Raw genomic sequence first — 19187 nt, 5'->3', positions numbered from 1 at the left:
GCCAAGCCAACAACGAGAAAGCGCCTTTGGTTATATGCCAAGGGCGCTTTTTTCATTCGTGGGTACTAGCGGAAGCGAAACTCGGGACGGAAACATACATTGATGTTAATTACTATCGCTTAGAGTGAGGTTCGTAAATGGAAAGATTGATGTGTAAGGGCAAAATCCATAGAGCCACCGTAACGGAGGCGGATTTAAACTATGTAGGCAGCATTACAATCGATTCTCTTCTCATGCGTGAAGCAAACATCCTTCCGTATGAAATGGTTCAGATCACGAGCCTCAGAAATGCTGCGAGATGGAAAACCTATGCGCTTCCCGGTCCCGAAGGCTCCGGAAAAATATGTTTGAACGGTCCGCCCGCCCATCTGTTTCAACCGGGGGATCTGGTCATTATTCTCAGCATGGGATCGCATTCGGAGGATGAAATCAAACGGCTGGAGCCAAGAGTTGTGTTCGTCGATGCCGAAAATCGAATCACCCGGGTCGAGGTTTACCGCATATTTCAAAAAGAGGATGAGGAATAGTGACCTCCAAGTTGTCTGGAAGCAAGTGGAAGAAACATAAAATTTTGCGAGGGTCCTCCGAACTTTCTTCCGCATTGCCCCCAACCCGAACCTTTTCACGCGATAATTTGTGGGAATATGTCCATAGGTACGGCAAAGTAATCGTAAAACCGGTCAACGGTTACGGAGGAGCCGGCGTTATTCAAGTATCCAGAGTTGAAGACAACATATACAAAATACATTACGGAAGCAGCCAAAAAACATTTGTCGGCGAACAACGTGCGAATGATTATTTGAAGAGCAAGATGAAGCGCGCCTCCTATATCATTCAACGCCGCATCCCCCTGGCCACAATAAACGGCCGTCCTTTTGACCTAAGGGTCATGGTGCAAAAGAGAACCGGCTCGCCGTGGAAAGTGACAGGGAAGCTTGCTAAGGTCGCGGGTAAAGGATACATCATCACCAATGTCGCGCGCAGCCGCGGCAAGGTGCTCCCGGTTGAAACCGCTCTGAGATTATCCAATATAACAAAGAGAAACAATTCCGTACTTTTACCGCAAATTGATCGTATCGCTTTATCGGCAGCAAATCGATTGGGCAATTTTTACCGGTTCCGCATTGTGGGTTTGGATGTCGGTATAGATCGGGACGGGAAAGTGTGGATTATCGAACCGAATTTCGCCCCGGCTGTATCATTGTTCCTTAAGCTGAAAAATAAATCGATGTACCGCACCATTATGTCATACAAAAGAAAAAACCGATAACACGCATTGCATCAACCCAAGCGCTTCCTGATAGGAGGTGCTTTTTTTCATGTTTCCCGCATCCAATTGTCGACGATTTGGACGGATACCGTTTCCGTTTTTATCACGAGTGTATAACTTGAAGAAGGAAAAGCAACGACAGGAGGGTGGCGCATGAGATTCTTATTAACATGTAAAAGCTGCGGGAAACAGATTCCTTTCGACTTAAAGGCGAACTCGTGCAAGTGTGGAGGAACCCTCTTGGTTACGTACGACTTGGAGCGGATTGGACGTACCTTGAATAAAGAAAATCTAATGTATCGACAGACTACGATGTGGCGATATGCCGAGCTTTTGCCGGTACAGAATAAGGATTGCATTATCTCCTTGGGAGAAGGCTGGACCCCGCTAATTCCGTTAAAAGACACGAAGGGAATATTGCCAAAGGGGAAGGTGTGGGTCAAAAGAGAAGAGCAAAATCCGACGGGAAGCTTTAAGTCCAGGGGATTTTCCGCGGCGATATCCGTTGCCAACGAATTCGGCATCCGTAAGGTTGCGGTAAATTCCAACGGCAATGCCGCATCCGCCTTAGCCGCATATGCCGCGTATGCCGGGATGGAGGCGTATGTATTTGTTCCGCGAGATTGTCCCGGGCTGATCGTCAAGGAATGCGTAGATTACGGAGCGAACACGTTCTTGGTGGACGGATACATTCACGACGCCGGCCGGATCGTCAAGGAAGGAGAGAATGAGCAAGGCTGGTACAATGTCGGTACGCTGCAAGAGCCTGGGAGAGTCGAGGGCAAGAAGACGATGGGCTTGGAAATTGCGGAGCAGCTTCGTTGGAAAATGCCGGACGTGATTATTTATCCGACGGGCGGCGGTTCGGGAATTATCGGGATGTGGAACGCCTTTTTGCAATTAAAGGAATTAGGTTTTATCCACGGTAAGCTACCGCGGATGGTCAGCGTTCAGGAACAAGGCTGTCAGCCGCTTGTCGATGCAATAGAGAACAGCGGCAATTTTATGCCGCAAAATGGAGCTGTGAACTCGTGCCCCACCGGGATGAGAGTGCCTAATCCGCCGGACGGTCAATTGGTGGTTTCCATTTTGCTGGAGTCCGGGGGAACCGCGGTTGCCGTTTCAAGCGAAGAAATTGTGCAGGCGCAGCGGTCGCTCGGAAAGAGGGGAATATCGGCTTCGCCGGAGGGAGCGGCGACATGGGCCGCTTTGCTCCGGTTGATCGACTGGAAATTCATTCTTCCGACAGACGAAGTCGTTCTGTTTAACACATCCCATTCCATAAAATATTTGCCTTGGAACAGCAACAGCTTGCCGATCGTCAAGTCGTATCGGGAATGGGTAGGCTGTCGCCAACAAATTGTACATTAAGTAGGTGTAACGAGATGTCCGTATTGCCGCACGGCGGGGCTTTGGTGAACCGTTTAGCCGTTGGAGAGACAAGAGAGCAATTGCTGATGCTGGCAAACTCGCTGCCGAAAATTAAAGTCGATGCATGGACGATATCCGATATTCATCTGATCGGAGTCGGAGCGTATTCGCCTCTAACCGGCTTTTTAAATGAAAGCGATTATGTAACCGTAATGAACGATATGAGGTTAGCGGACGGAGTTGTTTGGAGCATTCCGGTCACCCTTCCGGTTAACGAATCGGATGCCGGATCGTTGACGGTCGGACGGCAGGCCGCTCTTGTCGGGGATGATGACGGAATCATATACGCAATTATTGATATTGAATGCATCTATAAAGCCGATCCGCGCAAAGAAGCCCAACAGGTTTATAAAACAACCGACATGAACCATCCGGGAGTCCGAAAATTATTTCAACGCCCTTCCACTTATATTGGCGGTCCCGTTCAGGTTGTTAACCGTGCAATGGATAAGCGGTTCGCGCAATATTATTTGGACCCCAAGGAAACGAGGGATTTGTTCGAAGAGAAGGGCTGGAGAAGCGTCTGCGCATTCCAAACAAGAAATCCGATCCACCGCGCGCATGAATATATTCAAAAATGCGCTCTCGAAATTGTCGACGCACTGCTGCTTCATCCGCTTGTCGGTGAAACCAAATCTGACGACATTCCGGCGGAAGTCCGGATGGCAAGCTATTCGGCCATTCTTGATCATTATTATCCCAAAGATCGGGTGCTACTGGCGGTCTTTCCCGCCGCAATGCGCTATGCGGGGCCGAGGGAAGCCATCTTTCACGCAATCGTGCGCAAAAATTACGGGTGCACCCATTTCATTGTAGGCAGAGACCATGCCGGAGTTGGAAATTATTACGGGACGTACGAGTCGCAGCATATTTTCAGTCAATTTTCTTATGAAGAAATCGGAATAACGACGCTGTTTTTCGAGCACGCCTTTTACTGCAAGAAGTGCGGCAATATGGCCTCGAGGAAAACATGTCCGCACGATATATCGGATCACCTTCACTTGTCCGGAACGAAGGTGAGACAGCTGCTGAAAGAAGGAAAAAGTCCGCCCCCTGAATTTACGCGTCCGGAAGTTGCCAAGATCCTCATCGATGGAGTGAAAAAGTACGGCTGAGGGCATACTAAAGTTCGATGTTTCAACAAGGACGTGATCTCACTGTACGAAATTTATTTTCATCTGGCCGTCAAACTTGCCGTCGGTTTCATTTCGCTTTTCGTAATTACGAAACTCATCGGGCGCAGACAAATAAAAAAACTGACTACTTTTGATTTCATTTCCGCGATCGTCTTGTCCGAGCTTGTAGGAAACACCTTGTACGAGAAGGAAGCAAATTCGCTTCGAATGATTTATACGATCGCGGTGTGGGCGGCGTTTATTGTCGTTGTCGATAAAGTGACAATAAGGTGGTATAAGGCCAGAAAAGCGTTGGACGGCCTTGGGCAAATTATTATTAAACAAAGTAAAATCGACATGCAGGTACTCAAGAAGAACAATTTGGATTTGAACGAACTGTTAAGCTTGCTAAGGCAAAAAGACGTATTTTCGCTCAAAGAAGTTGAGTACGCCATGCTTGAACCGAACGGAAGCATCAGCGTACTAAAGAAGGCTCAGTATTCCAACGTTACGCTCCGGGATGCGGAAATCACTCCGAAGAAAGCTCCGCCGCCAATTGTATTCATTCTGGACGGAAAAATTATGGAGAACTCGTTGAAGGAATACAATAAAAACACGGCATGGCTATTTAACGAGTTAAATAAACAAGGTTATAAAACACCTGAAGAAGTGCTCTACGCCGAATGGACGGAAGGAGACACCGTATTCGTAGTAGAGCAACCGGGATCGAATGCAAATAATGGTTGACAACAAACCTGTTCATGGAATATAGTTATTGAGGGATCCCAAGGAATACCAAAATTTATTGAAAGGGGTGATGGAACATGTTGAAACAATTCGTACTCACTACACAATTGAACACACTTTCTTCTGTTCATCCGGTTCCATCGTACCCAGGAGCGCCGATGTTGTAATTGCGCGTTCATAATTACGCATGGTACCAAGCCACGGTGAACTTCGTTCGCCGTGGCTTTTCTATTTTTTATACGGAAGGGAGCGATTCGCCAAACTATGCGCACAATTACTTTGAAACCTAATATGAATGTTATGACGTTGTCCAATATGCTCGTAAAGTTCTTTAATAAAACAAGAAAACGAAGGTGAATATCGATGGAATTAATCAGTTATGTGGCGGAGAAGCTGTCCGCCGAACAACAAGCCGAATTGAACGCGGCGGTGCTTCGGACGGCGCAGCTGCAAGCAGTTAATAAGATGAAAAAATCAATCCGCTGCAAAATGTTTGCGATCACTTTATGGAAGTTTGAAATCACTGTTTCATCCGTTCGCAAACAGGTTAACTAACGCTCAAAGGACATGTCCGGCCGACATGTCCTTTTTCTAATGCGAGATACATTTTATGGAATACTTTCCGTCAGCACGGCGAATGCTACATGCGTGGCTGCAAAAATCGTAACCGCCGGTTATGCGATGGAAAGGAGGCTTGTCATTGAGCAACAGTTTGGATGCCATTCGCGCGGATCAACAAAATTTTCTGGATAAAACGGAAGACGAAGTGAAGACGGTTGCTGCAAGCACCGACGTCGACGAGGCTGTAGAAGCCATTACGGCGCATATTAATAAATACGATGAGCGTGAAGAAGATGAACAACCGCAATAGAATAATTACAAATGGCAAGGCGTATGTTTGCCGGGAAACGTCAAGACGTTTCCCGTATTTTTCTTAAGTCCGGAATTTTAGAACAAGGATTTGGTAGAATGAAAGAACCGGTAGATTCGTGCCGTCGATGCGGCAAAACCGTATACTGTGACAATGGGTTTCTCGAAGGCGTCGCACTTAGCGATGGAGGAGTAATATGTTTGGAATGCGACGCGAAAGAACGCAGTGATTCAAATAGTCGGGATTGAGAGGAGAGCGCCATGATGTCTAAGATCGTCATACTAATGAATTTGAAAGACAGCTACATAGACCGTATTCGAGAGACAGCGCCGGGTTGGCATGTGATTTACGGGAAAGACCGCGCACAATGGGAACAATCGCTGCAAGAAGCTGAGATAGTAGTCGGCTGGCGAGCGGACGCGGAAGATGCGCTGCTTTCTCCGCAGGCGAAGATGAAGTGGCTGCAAAACTGGGGTGCGGGCGTGGATCATCTTCCGTTACAGAAGCTTCACGAGAAAGAGGTTATCATAACAGGCGCAAGCGGAGTACATCCGTATCCGATTTCCGAAACGATATTCGGAATGATGTTGTCTTTGACGAGGCAAATCCATATCTACATCCGAAACCAGATGCAAAAGAAGTGGGATCATTCCGGCTTAAAACTGGAGATGCACGGAAAAACGGTCGGCATTGTCGGTGTCGGTTCCATCGGCAAGGAAACGGCGCGGATCGCTAAAGCGTTCGGCATGAGAGTGTTGGGAGTACGGCGCTCAGGCGAACCGGTTTCCGACGTAGACGTCATGTACACGATCGATCAGCTGCTTGAGATGCTGCCGCAGTGCGATTATATCGTCGTCACGATACCGCTGACCGAACAAACCCGGCACATGTTCGGGTCCCGGGAGTTCGAAGCGATGAAACGGACGGCATTCTTTATCAATATCGGGAGAGGCGGCACCGTGGACACGAATGCGCTCGTGAACGCTTTAAGGAGCGGTCAACTGGCTGGGGCAGGGTTGGATGTATTCGAGGAGGAACCTCTTCCTGCGGAGCACCCGCTGTGGGAAATGGAGAACGTTATTGTTACACCGCATACTTCCGGATCGACGGAGCATTATCATGATCGCGCCATGGACATCTTTATAACGAATCTTGCGGATTATACTTCAGGAAAACAGCCTTCCCTCAACCGGGTGGAGAAAGATAAAAATTATTAACACCGAACAATTGGTGATCGGCATGCCGGAACGGTTTGTTTTCTTTTCCTCACCCCATCTCGCCGGTTTGACGGTTGCTGTGGTTTCCGTCGTCTTAATCGCGTTATTCCGGACTTCATTGAAAAGCAAGAAGTTCAGGTACGGGCTTGCCGGCCTGTTGGTTGCTTCCGAGGCATCCCTGTACGTTTGGTACACGATAACCGATCAATGGGGATGGTTTGCGCTGCCGTTCCAGCTCTGTACCGTGACATTGTGGCTGTCGGCGGCCGTTCTGATTACAAGAAACCGCACATTGTACGAGGTGACGTTCTTTCTCGGCATTCTTGGAGCTTTTCAGGCGCTGCTCACCCCGTATTTGACGGAATCGTTCCCGAGTTTTCGATATTTCCATTTCTTCGGCGCACACATTGCCATCATTGCCGCCAGTGTTTACATGACTGCGGCCGAAGGATTTCGCCCCACAGCTAAATCCGTGTTTCGCGCGATGTTATGGTTAAATGTGTTGGCTATACCAGCGGCTACAGCCAACACCGTCACCGGGTATAATTTCATGTTTCTTGCACGCAAGCCGCCGACGGCATCGCTATTGGACTTTCTGGCTCCTTGGCCATGGTATATCGTACAATTGGAAATCGTAGCGCTTGCGTTATGCTTCCTTTTGCTCGGGACAGTTAAAGGTGTCGATTATTGTTACCGGATGTTCCGCCGGGGATAAGAAACAAGGGATGTTTCTCAGCCATCATCGGTGACATTCGAGACATCCCTTGTTTCTATCGATATGCTATTACCAAGCGTATGCTTTCGGTGCGGCGCCGCCCGGACCCGGGAACAGTTCGTCCAACCGTTTCAATGTAGGTTCGTCCAAGGTGATTTCAGTGGCGCACAGCGCCTGCTCCAACTGCTCCAGCGTACGCGGCCCGATAATCGGCGCCGTCATGGCCGGATGCGTCAGCGTCCAGGCCAACGCGACGTTGGCTTCGGATTCGCCGAGTTCTGTGCACAAAGCGGAGAACGCTTCAAGAGTAGGGCGCAAGCGTTCTATCCGTTCGGCTCCTTGCTTCGCGGTGCGGCTGCCGGGCTTGGAGCTTAACGCGGAACCTCCGAGCACTCCGCCGTCAAGAGGACTCCATGCTACGACGCCGATACCCAAGTGTTCGGCGGCAGGCAGCACTTCGAGTTCCGGAAGCCGGCAAAGCAAGCTGTATTTATGTTGTTCGGATACGAGCCCGAAAAAATTCCGTTTCTTCGCTTCATATTGAGCTTTCACCAAGTCCCAACCGGCGAAGTTGCTGGAGCCCACATAACCGATCTTGCCTTGATGGACGGCAACTTCGAACGCTTCCCACAATTCGTCCCAACTGACGGAACGGTCGACATGATGCATTTGGTACAGTTCTATGTAATCCGTCTGCATGCGGCGGAGCGAGTCGTCCAAGTGCCGGCGTATCTTGTAAGCGGATAAGCCGCGAACATCGTTGGGTCCGTCTACCGGATTGTGCATTTCCCCGTATACTTTGGTTGCCAGAACGGTCTTTTCGCGTCTTCCGCCACCGAGTTTGAACCAGCGGCCGATGATTTCCTCCGTCCGTCCGGAATTTTTTCCCCAGCCGTAAATATTGGCGGTGTCAAAGAAATTGATGCCCGCATCTATCGCGGCGTCCATAATGCGGAACGCTTCTTGTTCATCGGTGTCCACGCCGAAGTTCATCGTTCCCAAACAAAGCCTGCTCACTTTCAAGCCGGTACGACCAAGATTTGTGTACTTCAATTCGATTCCTCCTTTCAAGATGCTATTATTGTATATCATAACGAATCGTTGGTATAGGTTATTGTTCGATGACAGAGCTGTGCTGGCATATACTCGTAAAGATGGTGAAAGTGAAAAGGAGTGCGATCCGGCAACGGTTCTCGCACTCCTTTTTATTAATTTGCAAAAACGTGGTTTCCTATGGTTGTGCTGACGGGGCGGCTGCGCACCCATTGATTGTCCGTTTTGTCGGGATTGAAGAACGTTAACGCTCCGCCGGTCGGATCTTTCCCTTCCAATGCCTCGTTAACCGCATCAATCGTATCTTGGCTCGGATCGGCGTCGTAAATTCTTCCGTCCAACACGGGAGAATATTGGTAATATTGCTTACCGTTAACTTCTACGATATGAAATATAACGTCCTTCATATTATTCGGATATTCGGGACTTTCCATACGGTTCAGCACTGTCGCAGCAACTGCGATTTTTCCTTTACGGCTTTCACCGCCGGCTTCCGCTTCCGTCAATTTGTACAGCCATCGGATGCCCTCGTCGGAAAGAGCCGCAAGTGTGGCAAAGTTCTCCGTCTTAATAAAAATCTTTGATGATTGAGGCAAATACGTAATTTTCATCCCTAACTTTTCAACCGCGTACCGGAGCGGTATGTAGGTGCCGTTCGTCTTATCCTTTGTTGCGGTATCCAGCGTTTCCTTTACCCACTGCGAACCGCTTAAATAATAAGCATATTTGGTTCCTGTCGGCAATGATATAGCGACTTCCCCGCGCTTTAGAACAACGGCTTGATTTTCCTCGTTCCAATTCACGGAAACTCCCATTTCCCGAAAGTATGCCGCGGGCACCGTCAATCTTCCGTCCTTCATAATGTAAGACGTAGGTGAATTGATTCCATTAATCGAAAAAATGATTCCCGCCGCAGCGGCAGACGGTGGTGCGATAACTCCAATGATCATTATTAGAGAAAGTAATAAAGGCAGCAGCTTACAAAAAACTCTATTCAATACAACGGCTCCTTCCACAACATAATCTTTCTTAATCAGCAGCTTATAAACTACTCTTATAAATAATAAACGCTAAACCGTTCGGATTGAACCCTCCAAAACTTGGCATATGAAACAAATGAATTTTTTAAATAGAACTAATTGACATTTCATGTTACTGTTATTGGAGACTTTACACGGGAAATGCAGAGGTCATACCCGATAGGAAAGAAGGCGCACTATGGAAAAGAGAAAAAGCATGGTCACGATGGCTCTGCTGATCGCCACATTTCTTTCGGCGATTGAAGTGACGATAGTCAGTACGGCAATGCCGGCTATTGTCGACAAGTTAGGCGGTTTTGAGCTGATGAGCTGGGTGTTCGCGGTCTATTTGCTCACCTCCGCCATCATGACGCCGATTTTCGGCAAGCTGTCCGATCTGTTCGGAAGGAAAATCGTGTTCATCGTCGGCACTTCATTGTTTGTCGCCGGCTCCGTCCTGTGCGGTTTCTCGCAAAACATGCATCAGCTGATCGCCTTTCGCGCGCTGCAAGGCCTCGGCGCCGGTGCCGTCATTCCCGTTACGTTTACCATTATCGGCGACCTGTTTACTTTCGAACAGCGCGCCAAAGTGCAAGGCATGCTGAGCTCCGTATGGGGAATCGCCGGAATATTCGGCCCGCTTGTCGGCGGATTTTTCACGGATTATTTGTCCTGGCATTGGATCTTCTTCATTAATGTGCCGTTCGGCATCGTGTCCATCTTCATTATTTCTGTTTATTTCAAGGAAAACCTGGAGAAGAAACGCCGCCGGATCGACTATGGCGGTGCGATAACATTCGCAGTCGGTATGACTGCGCTGCTCTACGTACTATTAACCGGAGGCCATGAATTGCCTTGGAGCTCTCCAATCATCCTTGGGTTTGCTGGCGTTGCATTCCTATTTCTTGCCGTGTTTGTGTTGATCCAGATGCGCCATCCCGAACCGATGGTGCCTTTAAAGCTGTTTCGCATCCCGGATTTGGCCGTTTCGAATACGGTCAGCTTTACGACAAGCGGCATACTCATCGGTTTGACGGCATATTTGCCGATGTGGATACAAGGCGTCCTTCTCCTTGGCGCATCGTCATCCGGATTAACGTTGACGCCGATGTCGATCGGTTGGCCGTTAGGCGCCATTGTCAGCGGCAGAATCATGACGCGAATCGGCACGAGAACGACTTCCTTAATAGGGTTATTGTTTGTTTGTATCGGCGCGGCTGCTTTGAGCACGATCGGCATGTCGACGCCAAACTTGGCGCTTGTCTTCATCATGTTTACCGTCGGCCTCGGCTTTGGATTATCCATAACGGTAATAACGGTGATCGTTCAGTCCTCCGTCGATTGGAATATGCGGGGAGCCGCCACATCGGCGAATACGTTCTTGCGCACCCTGGGACAAACGTTGGGAATCGCTTTTCTCGGTACGCTGCTAAACCATCGGTTGGGCACAAGCACGGCTAATGAAGCGGTGCCGCCCGACGTTCTTGCCTCCGGGCTGCACGCCGTGTTTGTCAGCTTAGCTGTTCTGGCCGTTATCAGCTTCGCCGCAGCCTTCCGGATTCCGAATCGGAAAGCGGGCGGAAATCTTGTTTCATGATAGGAGAAAAGTACGAATAGTAAAATGGGACCAATAGCAAAAATGGACAGTATGTTAAAATAGTATGATAGCCGTATACTTGCGAGGTGATGTAATGAATCGATTAAAGGTATTGATTGCCGACGATGATCCGAACGTAAGAGAAATCATCCGCCTTTATTTCGATAAACAAAACTACGAGCTGTTTGAAGCGAAAGACGGACAAGAGGCGGTTGAAACGGTGGAAAGGGACTCACCCGATATCGTTATATTAGATGTAATGATGCCTAGAATGGACGGCTTCGAGGCGTGCAGACAGATTCAAAAGAAATGCGACATTCCGATTATTATGCTGACCGCGCGCGGAGAGGAATTCGATAGAGTGCTAGGCCTCGAGCTCGGTGCCGACGACTATGTTACGAAACCTTTCAGCCCAAGGGAGCTTACAGCGCGAATCAAGGCGATTTTCCGCAGAATGCAGCCGAAGAAAGAAGACGCCGGCGAAGAAGCGGCGGACGAACTCAGCTTCGAAGGGATAAAGATAAATATAAACCGCCGGGAAGTGATTGTCGACGAACAAACGATCAGCTTGCGCCCGAAGGAATTCGATCTTTTGGTGTTCTTGGCCAAATCGCCTGGCCATGTGTTCACCCGGGAGCAGCTGCTTGAGCAAGTGTGGGGATACGATTTTATCGGCGACATTCGAACGGTCGATGTGCATGTGAAGAAAATCCGGACGAAATTAAACGGCCGTGAGGGAGAATGCATAAAGACTGTATGGGGAGTAGGCTATAAGCTTGAGGTGGACAAATGAATCAAAGCATCTTCCGCGGTATGCTCATCAGCTATATTCTTGTCTTTTTGTTCGCTTTATGCGCTGTCGGTTTGTTCATGTCGTATTTTACGAGGGACTATATTGTTGATTCCAAAAAGCAAGAACTGCTGCGGAAAGCAAAAAAAGTGAACTTGACGATACAGGGCGTGAAGAAATTCGGCGAAGTCGAGAAAGCTACGCTTATATTTCTCGATCAATCATTTGATGCAAGGATTTGGGTATTCGACCTTACCGGAACCATTGTTGCGACTTCAGCGGCAGATGAAGTGAACGTCGGGAAAACCGTGGACCAGTCGATTCGCCTCAAGGTAAAGCAGGGGGAAGAAGTTGTTAAAAATCTCAAGTTCGACGGGCTGACGGAGCCGACGCTTTCCGCTGTCGTTCCGTGGGGCGTCGATAACGAGATGTACGGCGGCATCGTACTGCATGCATCGGTGAAGGACATCGACGAGACGGTAAGCCGTATCAGGGAGATGATCCTATGGGTTACCTTGCTTGGCATGATCTTGGTCGCGGTGATGGTATATTATATTTCTTGGTCGATTTCACGGCCGCTGCAAAACATTCATAAAGTCGTTTCGAAAATAGGAATGGGGGACTATAAGGAACGAATCCACGTAGAAGCCAAAAATGAGATCGGCGAGCTGGCGGCGACGATCAACAACATGGCGGAGAAGCTCGAAACGATCGATTACGAACGGGATAAGCAAGAGAAGATCCGCAAGGATTTCCTTGCCAACGTCTCCCACGAGCTGCGGACGCCCCTTACGGCGGTACAAGGATTTCTTGAGGCGCTGCAGGACGGCTTGATCGATGGGGAGGCACGCCAAAAATATTATAAAATCATCTATAACGAGTGCATCCACATGAGGCGGCTCGTCGAAGATATTATGGATTTGACGAGGCTCGAAAATAACGAGATCGTGTTGACGAAGCAGCAGATGGATATCTCTTCGCTGCTGCATAAAATCGCTTTCAAGTTTGAACGCGAAGCGTCGGAGAAAGGCGTCTCGATCGAGCTTCATACAGCCGACGAACTGCCGAATGTTCATGCGGACCCGATCCGCATCGAGCAAATCTTGAACAACATTGTCAAGAACGCGGTTAAATTTACGGAAAAGGGAAAGATCGAAATATCTGCGTACAAGGATAGGGATATGATACATCTTGCCGTGTCGGATACGGGCATCGGCATATCGGAAAGCGACCAGGAGCTTATATGGGAGCGGTTCTTCAAAGTTGACCGCGGGCGTTCGAAGGAAAATATTGGTACCGGCCTCGGTCTTGCCATCGTAAAGGAATTGATCGAGCTGCACGGCGGTACAATCTCGTTGGAAAGCGAAATAAACCGGGGCACTACCGTGCATATACGGATCCCTTGGCGATAACGCTTATCTGGAATATTGCAAGAAGCCGCGCGGTTGCGCGGCTTTTCTTCGTTATTCGGTTGCAACCGTTCTGCCGTTGAGCGGTTGAACAGGACGGTTCGCCGAACGATGATCGGCAAAGTTTATGCTGTAAATAGGTAACAAGCTTTACAATTCGTGAGGTTTTCTCCCGCGACTTCATGATCATAATTATTTCATTTTAGGGTAAAAAAAAATCTTATTTCGAACATAGTTAGGTCACATTTATGCTTTACATTAAGAGTGTGCAAGTCAAACAAAGATTTGAGAGGAGAGGTTACAAGTGGGGAAAAAGTGGTTCTTGGTATTGTCGTGTGTGTTGTTGGCGATCGGATTGATGGCGGGTTGCTCGGGTGGACAGCCTGCTGAGGATACTATGTTGGAGGATCCTGCAGCTGGCGGCGAGCCGGCCGTGGAAAGTCCGGACGCGGGAACCGAGGGCGGTGCAGAAGGTTCCACCGAGACCGAAACCGCTCCCGAGGGCGAAAGCACCGAATCGACAGAGACTACAAGTCCATAATTTAATCGGAACGACCGATAAAGAGCTTTGCCGGATAATATCCGGCAAAGCTCTTTATTATTCTTACGGTTCGACATGAGGGCAGGTTGTAATTTATGATGAAGTGAGCGGAATAGCAAACTAAAAGCAGGTGACTCTGTTGAGCTTATTTAACGACCAATTTTCGGAACGATTGCGGCAAAACTCCATGGCGATGGAGCAAGACGGCGTTATCAACGCCCAGGCCTGCATAAAGCGAAGGGGTGGAGTGAAAATGTACGACGGATTGCATCACGTGGCGGTAGCGGTTACCGATTTGGAGAAGGCGAAACATTTTTACGGTGAAATCTTAGGACTGCAAGAAAGCGGCGAACGGCCAAACTTTCCATTCCCAGGAGCCTGGTACCGGATAGGCGGAAATCAACTGCACTTGATCGTGCATCCGGAGGCGAGAACGGTGCGCGGAACGGCGCGGATCGACTCGATGGACGGGCATTTCGCGATCCGTGTCAAAGATATGAATACGGTATTGAAGAGGTTGAACGATTGCGGCTGGGCGTATGACGACCGTCCGAAAAGCATCACGGGATGGCATCAAGTGTTCGTTACGGATCCCGACGGGAACGTTATCGAATTGAATGCGGAGATAGACAGGCGGAGATGAAACAATATTTTCTAATCAGCTTATTCGTTTCCATCCTATTGACGGGTTGTTCACAACTTGGCGATCAGGGCATGGATGCGGATGCATTCGCAGCTCGGATTTATTTCAAATATCCTGAATTGAAAGATAAAAAGTATGAGATAGCGACCGTTAAGCGAACCGTAGACGGCGACACTTTCGAGACGGATTCCGGACATAAGGTTAGACTAATCGGCGTAAACAGCCCGGAAAGCATTGGGAAAGCGGAATATTACGGAAAAGAAGCGAGTAATTTCAGCCGGGAGCGATTATCCGGTAAAAAGGTGTATATGTTTCAAGATACCGGAGACAAGGACAGATTCGGAAGGTTATTGCGATATATATTCATTGAGAATGAAAATACAATGTATAACGAGACGCTTCTTGTGGAGGGGTACGCCAATACGATGACCGTGCCGCCCAACGTAATGTTCTCTGAAAAATTTATTGAAGTTGAGCGCGAAGCGAGAGAAAAGAAAAAAGGTTTATGGGAAGAGCCGCAAGAAAATAATTTTAAAAGCGACAAATGCGGCGAACCGAAAATCAAAGGAAACATTAATTCAAAAAATGAAAAGATTTACCATATGCCAGGCGGCCGTTATTATGATCAAACAAAAGCCGAAGAAATGTTTTGCACCGAAGAAGAAGCTGCAGCGGCGGGATACAGGATGATAAAAGAGTAGAACAACGCTTTCGCTTGCGAGAAAAGAAAAGCGGGATGGAGCGTCATTTCCACTCCATCCCTATTGCTTTCAAGAATGCGCGCGCAAGCACCATGTGTCCGGTCATATTCGGATGAACGCGGTCCCATGCAAGCGTCGCCGGGTAAATGTAGGTCATAACTTCGTTGAAAGCCGCTTGCGTGTCGACAAACACGGCGCCGTACTCTTCCGAGATTCGTTTGACCGCTTCTCCGTACAGATCCATTGTAGCCCTCATCGCATCGTCCCGGTTGCTTTCGATGTAGAACGGGGTCATCAACACGACGCCTTTCACTAAAGATTGAGCCTGCTGCACGAGCAAGCGCAACGTACTTTCGTATTCGTCCAAATAAACGTGCGACTCGGTTATTTGCGGTTGGTCGTATTGGCGCCAAACATCGTTAATTCCGATCATGACGGACAACCAATCCGGCTTCAAGTCTATGACGTCGGATTTCCAACGGTGTTTCAAATCGCGTACCGTATTTCCGCCGATTCCCATATTCACCGTCCGAATGCCAAGCTCCGGATAGACCGCATGCAGCATTGCATCAACGATCGAAACGTATCCGTGGCCCAGAGCTTGAAACAAACCTTCGCCGACAGGTCTTTTTCTCTCGCAATCCGTGATGGAGTCTCCGATGAATAACAGCTTGTCATTGGTTTCCAGTCTCATGGCCTTCATTCCCTCCAACTATAATGTATTGTCATACCATTTACTGAATTCTAGACGATAGCTAAAATACCTTTCGACCGGAGGCGAGGAAAATCGTTTTTTACGAGGAAGCCAACATTTTCATTTCCTCCGGGCGCATCGCTTTGAGCTGTTGTTCATATAATTTTCGGTACAATCCGCCTTCCTGAAGCAGTTGGCGGTGGCTTCCTTGCTGCACGATCCGGCCTTCGTCGATGACCAATATTTGATTCGCGCGAACGACGGTGGCTAACCGGTGCGCGATGACGAACGTCGTCCGGCCGACCATCAACCGCTCCAACGCTTCCGTCACCATCGCTTCCGATTCCGAATCCAACGCCGAAGTCGCTTCGTCCAAAATCAATATTTTCGGATCCTTCAACAATGCTCTGGCGATGGCCAGCCGCTGCTTCTGGCCGCCGGACAATCTCATGCCCCGCTCGCCGATGATCGTGTCGTAGCCGTCTTTAAACGAGGTGATGAAGTCGTGGGCGTTCGCCGCGCGGGCGGCTTCCACGATTTGTTCCATTGTGGCATCCGGACGACCGTATATTAAATTTTCTCTGATCGTGCCCGAAAACAGCACGTTATCCTGCAGGACAAGCGCGATATGCCGGCGTAAATCTTCCATCTTGTAATTACGAACATCTTGCCCGTCGATATACACCGAACCGGTCCCGGCATCGTAAAACCGCGGAATCAAGTTGATCAGCGTCGATTTTCCGGCGCCGCTCGGGCCGACCAATGCAATGACTTCGCCGGCTTTCGCCTCGAAGGTGATGTTACGGATGCCGGTCCGCTCCTCCCATTCGATATCGGGGAGGTTAGGCGCGATATTCGCAGGAATCCAAAAGAACCGCTTCGGAGGTTTCTCCCGCTCGATCAAGTCGGGATCGCTGCGGCCGTTGTCTTTTCGGAAAATGAGATTGCGCGAAAGATACGTGTAAGTTACATTGTCAAACTTTATATCGCCGCGGCATTCGGGCATGGGCAGCGCGTCCGGTGAATCGGTCACGTCCGGCTTTTCGTCGAACATTTCAAAGATGCGCTCGATGTTGGTAATCGAATTTTGGATCGTGACGTTAACGTCGGCGAACCGCTGGATGGGACCGTACAAATTTCCCAACAACAGCTGGAAGGCAATAATTTCCCCCGCCGTCATCTTACCGTTAAGTACGAATGCTCCGCCAACGAGCCATATGATTACGACCCCCGTATGGGCGAGAGTCTCGCTCATACGGCCCAGCAAATTGGAAAATATGTGCGCGGACACCGTGTGGTGGAAATGCTGCTTCGTTTGTTTGCTGAACCGCTGCTTCTCCTGTCTTTCACCATTAAACGCTTGAACGATGCGTATGCCCGCCATTCGTTCCACCAAAGTCCCGGAGATGCGCTCCATCTGGCGGTGCACCGCTCTCCAGGCGAGGCGGATGCGCACGTTCATGTTCGTGAAAGAGAGATAGTACAGCGGGAGTATGCACAAGGATATCGCCGCCAGTACGGAATCCATCCTGAACAATAGAAAACCGGAAAACAAAACCAAGAGCAAATCAAGCACAAGGTTGATGATGCCGCCGCCGATCAAGTTTTGCGCGCCGCCGATATCGTGGATGACTCTTGAGGAGATGCCGCCGACTTGCCGTTGATCGTAGAAGCTGACCGGCATCTTCTGCAGGTGATCGTACAATTGCCCTCGTAAGTCCATCATCATTTTGTTTCCGAGAACCGCCGTTACGTACCCTCTCGCGAAGTTGATTGCGACACCGAACGCGAAGATGGCGGCCATCGCGACGATCACTTGCGTTAAACTCCAATCGCCCTTGCCGGCGAGCGTTTCATCCAGCAGAATTTGCGTAAAAATCGGCTGGCTTAGCGGAGACGCGAATTGCAGCACGCCTAATCCGATTACGACTGCAATCATCCACCAGTAAGGTTTGGCCCACACCAAATACCTTTGAACGGGACTCATCCGTGAAATCAACACCTTCATTTGAAATTCTTGTTAATCATAGAGCAGGGGATAGCACATTACAATTTTTGGGACGGGTACGTATATGAAGGAAACGGGCGGATTTTCCCGCAACGGCGCTATAAACGCCATGGAAGGTCATGCTGCGGATATTTTCACCGGATAATCCATATTATGTTGAATTTTTTGTTTTACAAAAATAGGTCAATGAGGTTTAATTGTTTATTTGAGCTGGAGGAATGACAGCAATCATTCAGAAGTAATACGTGGGAACATTTTTCATATGAAGGGAGTTTTGGTGTATGAATATCGAACCAAGAAATTGCGAATGCCGTTACATTCTTGGCGTCCGATCTGGCCAGCTTTATTTCAGGCGCATACATTCCGGTTACCGGCGGGAATGTAATGCCTGCAATTTGAGGAGGACAAATGAACGCAATACATAAACGGATTCAGGATTTGCATAACTACAAACCGCCGCTGACGTTGGAACCGTCCGAGGCAGACCGGTTCTGGGACGAAACGTTGGCCGCATTTGCGGATAAACCGATGCTCGACGAGATGAAAAAAGTGGAAAGCCCGCTCAAAGAAGTCGAAGCTTATCATGTTTCTTACGAAGGCTTCGACGATACGCCGGTTCACGCTTGGTATCTAGTTCCCGCTTTCTTAAAGCAAGACCGTTACCCATGCATCGTCATATATCAAGGATATAGCGGCGATAAGGGTCTGCCCGAGAGGTATGCCGCGTGGCTGCTGCTCGGTTACGCGGTGTTTGCGGTTGACATGAGGGGGCAAGGCGGAGAAACGGGCAACCGCTTGAATTACGATTTCGGCGCAAGCAAAGGCTGGATCACCCAAAATATACTTCATAAGGAACGCTGCTATTATATGGCGTTGACGATCGATTCCATAAAGGCGGTCGATTGGGTTTCCCGGCGTCCGGAAATACTTCCCGATAAAATTGCGGTCATGGGCGGCAGTCAAGGCGGTGGAACGGCTCTTATCGCATCTGCTCTCAACAAGAAAGCATCGCTCGTCATCGCCGATATTCCCAACTTGTGCCACATGGATTTCGGCGTAATGCATTCCACCGGGTCCTTAACAGAGGCCGCCACTTACATCAAGCGTCACCCGGATCGTCTCGAGGCTGTGCTGCTCACGCTGGCTCATTTCGACATCATGAACCTTGCTCACCGCATTCAAATTCCCTCACGAGTGTCAGTCGCGTTAAAAGATACGGTTTGTTGGCCGGAGACGGTCTTTGCCGCTTATAATCGGATTGAAGGCAACAAGCATATCGATATTCACCCGTTTTCCGGGCATGAAGTGAGCGAGCATCAGTTGAGGCTGCACATGCAATATTTGGATGAGTGGAAACGCAGTTAGC

At 49.1% G+C, this 19187-nt stretch carries 20 protein-coding genes and 1 pseudogene; 17 read left to right on the top strand and 4 right to left on the bottom strand.

Annotation, left to right across the window (positions count from 1 at the left end; translation table 11 throughout):
* Positions 1-137 precede the first annotated feature (137 nt).
* The 9 genes from panD to JET16_RS03675 all read left to right on the top strand — a co-directional run bounded on the left by panD (position 138) and on the right by JET16_RS03675 (position 7366).
* The gene (gene panD, locus JET16_RS03715) at positions 138-527 is read left to right on the top strand and encodes an aspartate 1-decarboxylase (RefSeq protein WP_199614218.1); all 390 of its coding nucleotides are present in this window, start codon (positions 138-140) and stop codon (positions 525-527) included.
* Positions 527-1270, top strand: a complete 744-nt coding sequence (locus JET16_RS03710; RefSeq protein ID WP_199614217.1) for a YheC/YheD family protein — start codon at positions 527-529, stop codon at positions 1268-1270. Before panD ends, JET16_RS03710 begins: the two co-directional genes overlap by 1 nt.
* A 153-nt stretch (positions 1271-1423) precedes the next feature.
* Positions 1424-2641, top strand: a complete 1218-nt coding sequence (locus tag JET16_RS03705) for a threonine synthase (protein WP_199614216.1) — start codon at positions 1424-1426, stop codon at positions 2639-2641.
* 14 nt (positions 2642-2655) lie between these two features.
* A complete protein-coding gene (gene sat / locus JET16_RS03700; protein WP_199614215.1) occupies positions 2656-3816 on the top strand; it encodes a sulfate adenylyltransferase in 1161 nt (386 codons plus the stop codon).
* Between the two features lie 33 nt (positions 3817-3849).
* Positions 3850-4563 carry a DUF421 domain-containing protein gene (locus JET16_RS03695; RefSeq protein WP_199614214.1) on the top strand — a complete coding sequence of 238 codons (714 nt, stop codon included), beginning with the start codon at positions 3850-3852 and terminating at the stop codon, positions 4561-4563.
* A gap of 363 nt (positions 4564-4926) precedes the next feature.
* Positions 4927-5118: a hypothetical protein gene (locus JET16_RS03690; protein ID WP_199614213.1), complete on the top strand. Its 192-nt coding sequence runs from the start codon at positions 4927-4929 to the stop codon at positions 5116-5118.
* Positions 5119-5263: 145 nt separating this feature from the next.
* Positions 5264-5434 carry a hypothetical protein gene (locus tag JET16_RS03685; protein WP_233530962.1) on the top strand — a complete coding sequence of 57 codons (171 nt, stop codon included), beginning with the start codon at positions 5264-5266 and terminating at the stop codon, positions 5432-5434.
* A gap of 263 nt (positions 5435-5697) precedes the next feature.
* Positions 5698-6651: a D-2-hydroxyacid dehydrogenase gene (locus JET16_RS03680; RefSeq protein ID WP_407673074.1), complete on the top strand. Its 954-nt coding sequence runs from the start codon at positions 5698-5700 to the stop codon at positions 6649-6651.
* A gap of 22 nt (positions 6652-6673) precedes the next feature.
* On the top strand, positions 6674-7366 hold the full coding sequence (locus tag JET16_RS03675; protein ID WP_199614210.1) for a YwaF family protein: 693 nt from the start codon (positions 6674-6676) through the stop codon (positions 7364-7366).
* 69 nt (positions 7367-7435) lie between these two features.
* On the opposite strand, the gene JET16_RS03670 is transcribed toward JET16_RS03675, so the two are convergent.
* Together JET16_RS03670 and JET16_RS03665 are read right to left on the bottom strand one after the other, a co-directional pair.
* Positions 7436-8419: an aldo/keto reductase gene (locus tag JET16_RS03670; RefSeq protein WP_199614209.1), complete on the bottom strand. Its 984-nt coding sequence runs from the start codon at positions 8417-8419 to the stop codon at positions 7436-7438.
* Between the two features lie 155 nt (positions 8420-8574).
* Positions 8575-9417, bottom strand: a complete 843-nt coding sequence (locus JET16_RS03665) for a cell wall hydrolase (RefSeq protein ID WP_199614208.1) — start codon at positions 9415-9417, stop codon at positions 8575-8577.
* Positions 9418-9637: 220 nt separating this feature from the next.
* Here JET16_RS03665 and JET16_RS03660 point away from each other — a divergent pair, with 220 nt between their 5' ends.
* The 6 genes from JET16_RS03660 to JET16_RS03635 all read left to right on the top strand — a co-directional run bounded on the left by JET16_RS03660 (position 9638) and on the right by JET16_RS03635 (position 15119).
* Positions 9638-11035: an MDR family MFS transporter gene (locus tag JET16_RS03660; protein WP_199614207.1), complete on the top strand. Its 1398-nt coding sequence runs from the start codon at positions 9638-9640 to the stop codon at positions 11033-11035.
* Between the two features lie 94 nt (positions 11036-11129).
* Complete coding sequence (locus JET16_RS03655) at positions 11130-11828, top strand: response regulator transcription factor (RefSeq protein WP_199614206.1); 699 nt, start codon at positions 11130-11132, stop codon at positions 11826-11828.
* Entirely contained in the window at positions 11825-13237 is a 1413-nt protein-coding gene (locus JET16_RS03650; RefSeq protein WP_199614205.1) for a sensor histidine kinase, read from the top strand. The genes JET16_RS03655 and JET16_RS03650 overlap by 4 nt, the downstream gene beginning before the upstream one ends.
* Before the next feature lie 301 nt (positions 13238-13538).
* Positions 13539-13775, top strand: a complete 237-nt coding sequence (locus JET16_RS03645) for a hypothetical protein (RefSeq protein ID WP_199614204.1) — start codon at positions 13539-13541, stop codon at positions 13773-13775.
* Positions 13776-13914: 139 nt separating this feature from the next.
* On the top strand, positions 13915-14418 hold the full coding sequence (locus tag JET16_RS03640) for a VOC family protein (protein ID WP_325176603.1): 504 nt from the start codon (positions 13915-13917) through the stop codon (positions 14416-14418).
* Entirely contained in the window at positions 14343-15119 is a 777-nt protein-coding gene (locus tag JET16_RS03635) for a thermonuclease family protein (protein ID WP_325176602.1), read from the top strand. The genes JET16_RS03640 and JET16_RS03635 overlap by 76 nt, the downstream gene beginning before the upstream one ends.
* Positions 15120-15162: 43 nt before the next feature.
* Here the strand turns inward: JET16_RS03635 and JET16_RS03630 are convergent, their stop codons facing one another.
* Together JET16_RS03630 and JET16_RS03625 are read right to left on the bottom strand one after the other, a co-directional pair.
* Entirely contained in the window at positions 15163-15813 is a 651-nt protein-coding gene (locus JET16_RS03630; protein WP_199614202.1) for an SGNH/GDSL hydrolase family protein, read from the bottom strand.
* A 100-nt stretch (positions 15814-15913) separates the two neighbouring features.
* The gene (locus JET16_RS03625) at positions 15914-17800 is read right to left on the bottom strand and encodes an ABC transporter ATP-binding protein (protein ID WP_233530961.1); all 1887 of its coding nucleotides are present in this window, start codon (positions 17798-17800) and stop codon (positions 15914-15916) included.
* Between the two features lie 312 nt (positions 17801-18112).
* Between JET16_RS03625 and JET16_RS03620 the strand changes: the two are divergent.
* Together JET16_RS03620 and JET16_RS03615 are read left to right on the top strand one after the other, a co-directional pair.
* A pseudogene (locus JET16_RS03620) lies at positions 18113-18220 on the top strand (SDR family oxidoreductase); the annotation flags it as partial.
* A 9-nt stretch (positions 18221-18229) separates the two neighbouring features.
* Entirely contained in the window at positions 18230-19186 is a 957-nt protein-coding gene (locus tag JET16_RS03615; protein ID WP_199614201.1) for an acetylxylan esterase, read from the top strand.
* The last annotated feature ends 1 nt before the right edge of the window (position 19187 follow it).

Source organism: Paenibacillus alkalitolerans (assembly GCF_016482785.1).
GTDB classification, from domain to species: domain Bacteria; phylum Bacillota; class Bacilli; order Paenibacillales; family YIM-B00363; genus Paenibacillus_AE; species Paenibacillus_AE alkalitolerans.
The sequence above is the reverse complement of the archived record's forward strand: the minus strand, read 5'-3'. Positions and strand labels throughout refer to the sequence as shown.

What these genes read in the sequence shown, in the direction of transcription:
- JET16_RS03655 (WP_199614206.1), top strand. Translation starts at nt 11,130, where the DNA reads ATGAATCGATTAAAGGTATTGATTGCCGACGATGATCCGAACGTAAGA.
- JET16_RS03660 (WP_199614207.1), top strand. Translation starts at nt 9,638, where the DNA reads ATGGAAAAGAGAAAAAGCATGGTCACGATGGCTCTGCTGATCGCCACA.
- JET16_RS03675 (WP_199614210.1), top strand. Translation starts at nt 6,674, where the DNA reads ATGCCGGAACGGTTTGTTTTCTTTTCCTCACCCCATCTCGCCGGTTTG.
- JET16_RS03650 (WP_199614205.1), top strand. Translation starts at nt 11,825, where the DNA reads ATGAATCAAAGCATCTTCCGCGGTATGCTCATCAGCTATATTCTTGTC.
- JET16_RS03635 (WP_325176602.1), top strand. Translation starts at nt 14,343, where the DNA reads ATGGCATCAAGTGTTCGTTACGGATCCCGACGGGAACGTTATCGAATT.
- JET16_RS03630 (WP_199614202.1), bottom strand. Translation starts at nt 15,813, where the DNA reads ATGAGACTGGAAACCAATGACAAGCTGTTATTCATCGGAGACTCCATC.
- panD (WP_199614218.1), top strand. Translation starts at nt 138, where the DNA reads ATGGAAAGATTGATGTGTAAGGGCAAAATCCATAGAGCCACCGTAACG.
- JET16_RS03680 (WP_407673074.1), top strand. Translation starts at nt 5,698, where the DNA reads ATGTCTAAGATCGTCATACTAATGAATTTGAAAGACAGCTACATAGAC.
- JET16_RS03625 (WP_233530961.1), bottom strand. Translation starts at nt 17,800, where the DNA reads ATGAGTCCCGTTCAAAGGTATTTGGTGTGGGCCAAACCTTACTGGTGG.
- JET16_RS03705 (WP_199614216.1), top strand. Translation starts at nt 1,424, where the DNA reads ATGAGATTCTTATTAACATGTAAAAGCTGCGGGAAACAGATTCCTTTC.
- JET16_RS03690 (WP_199614213.1), top strand. Translation starts at nt 4,927, where the DNA reads ATGGAATTAATCAGTTATGTGGCGGAGAAGCTGTCCGCCGAACAACAA.
- JET16_RS03615 (WP_199614201.1), top strand. Translation starts at nt 18,230, where the DNA reads ATGAACGCAATACATAAACGGATTCAGGATTTGCATAACTACAAACCG.
- sat (WP_199614215.1), top strand. Translation starts at nt 2,656, where the DNA reads ATGTCCGTATTGCCGCACGGCGGGGCTTTGGTGAACCGTTTAGCCGTT.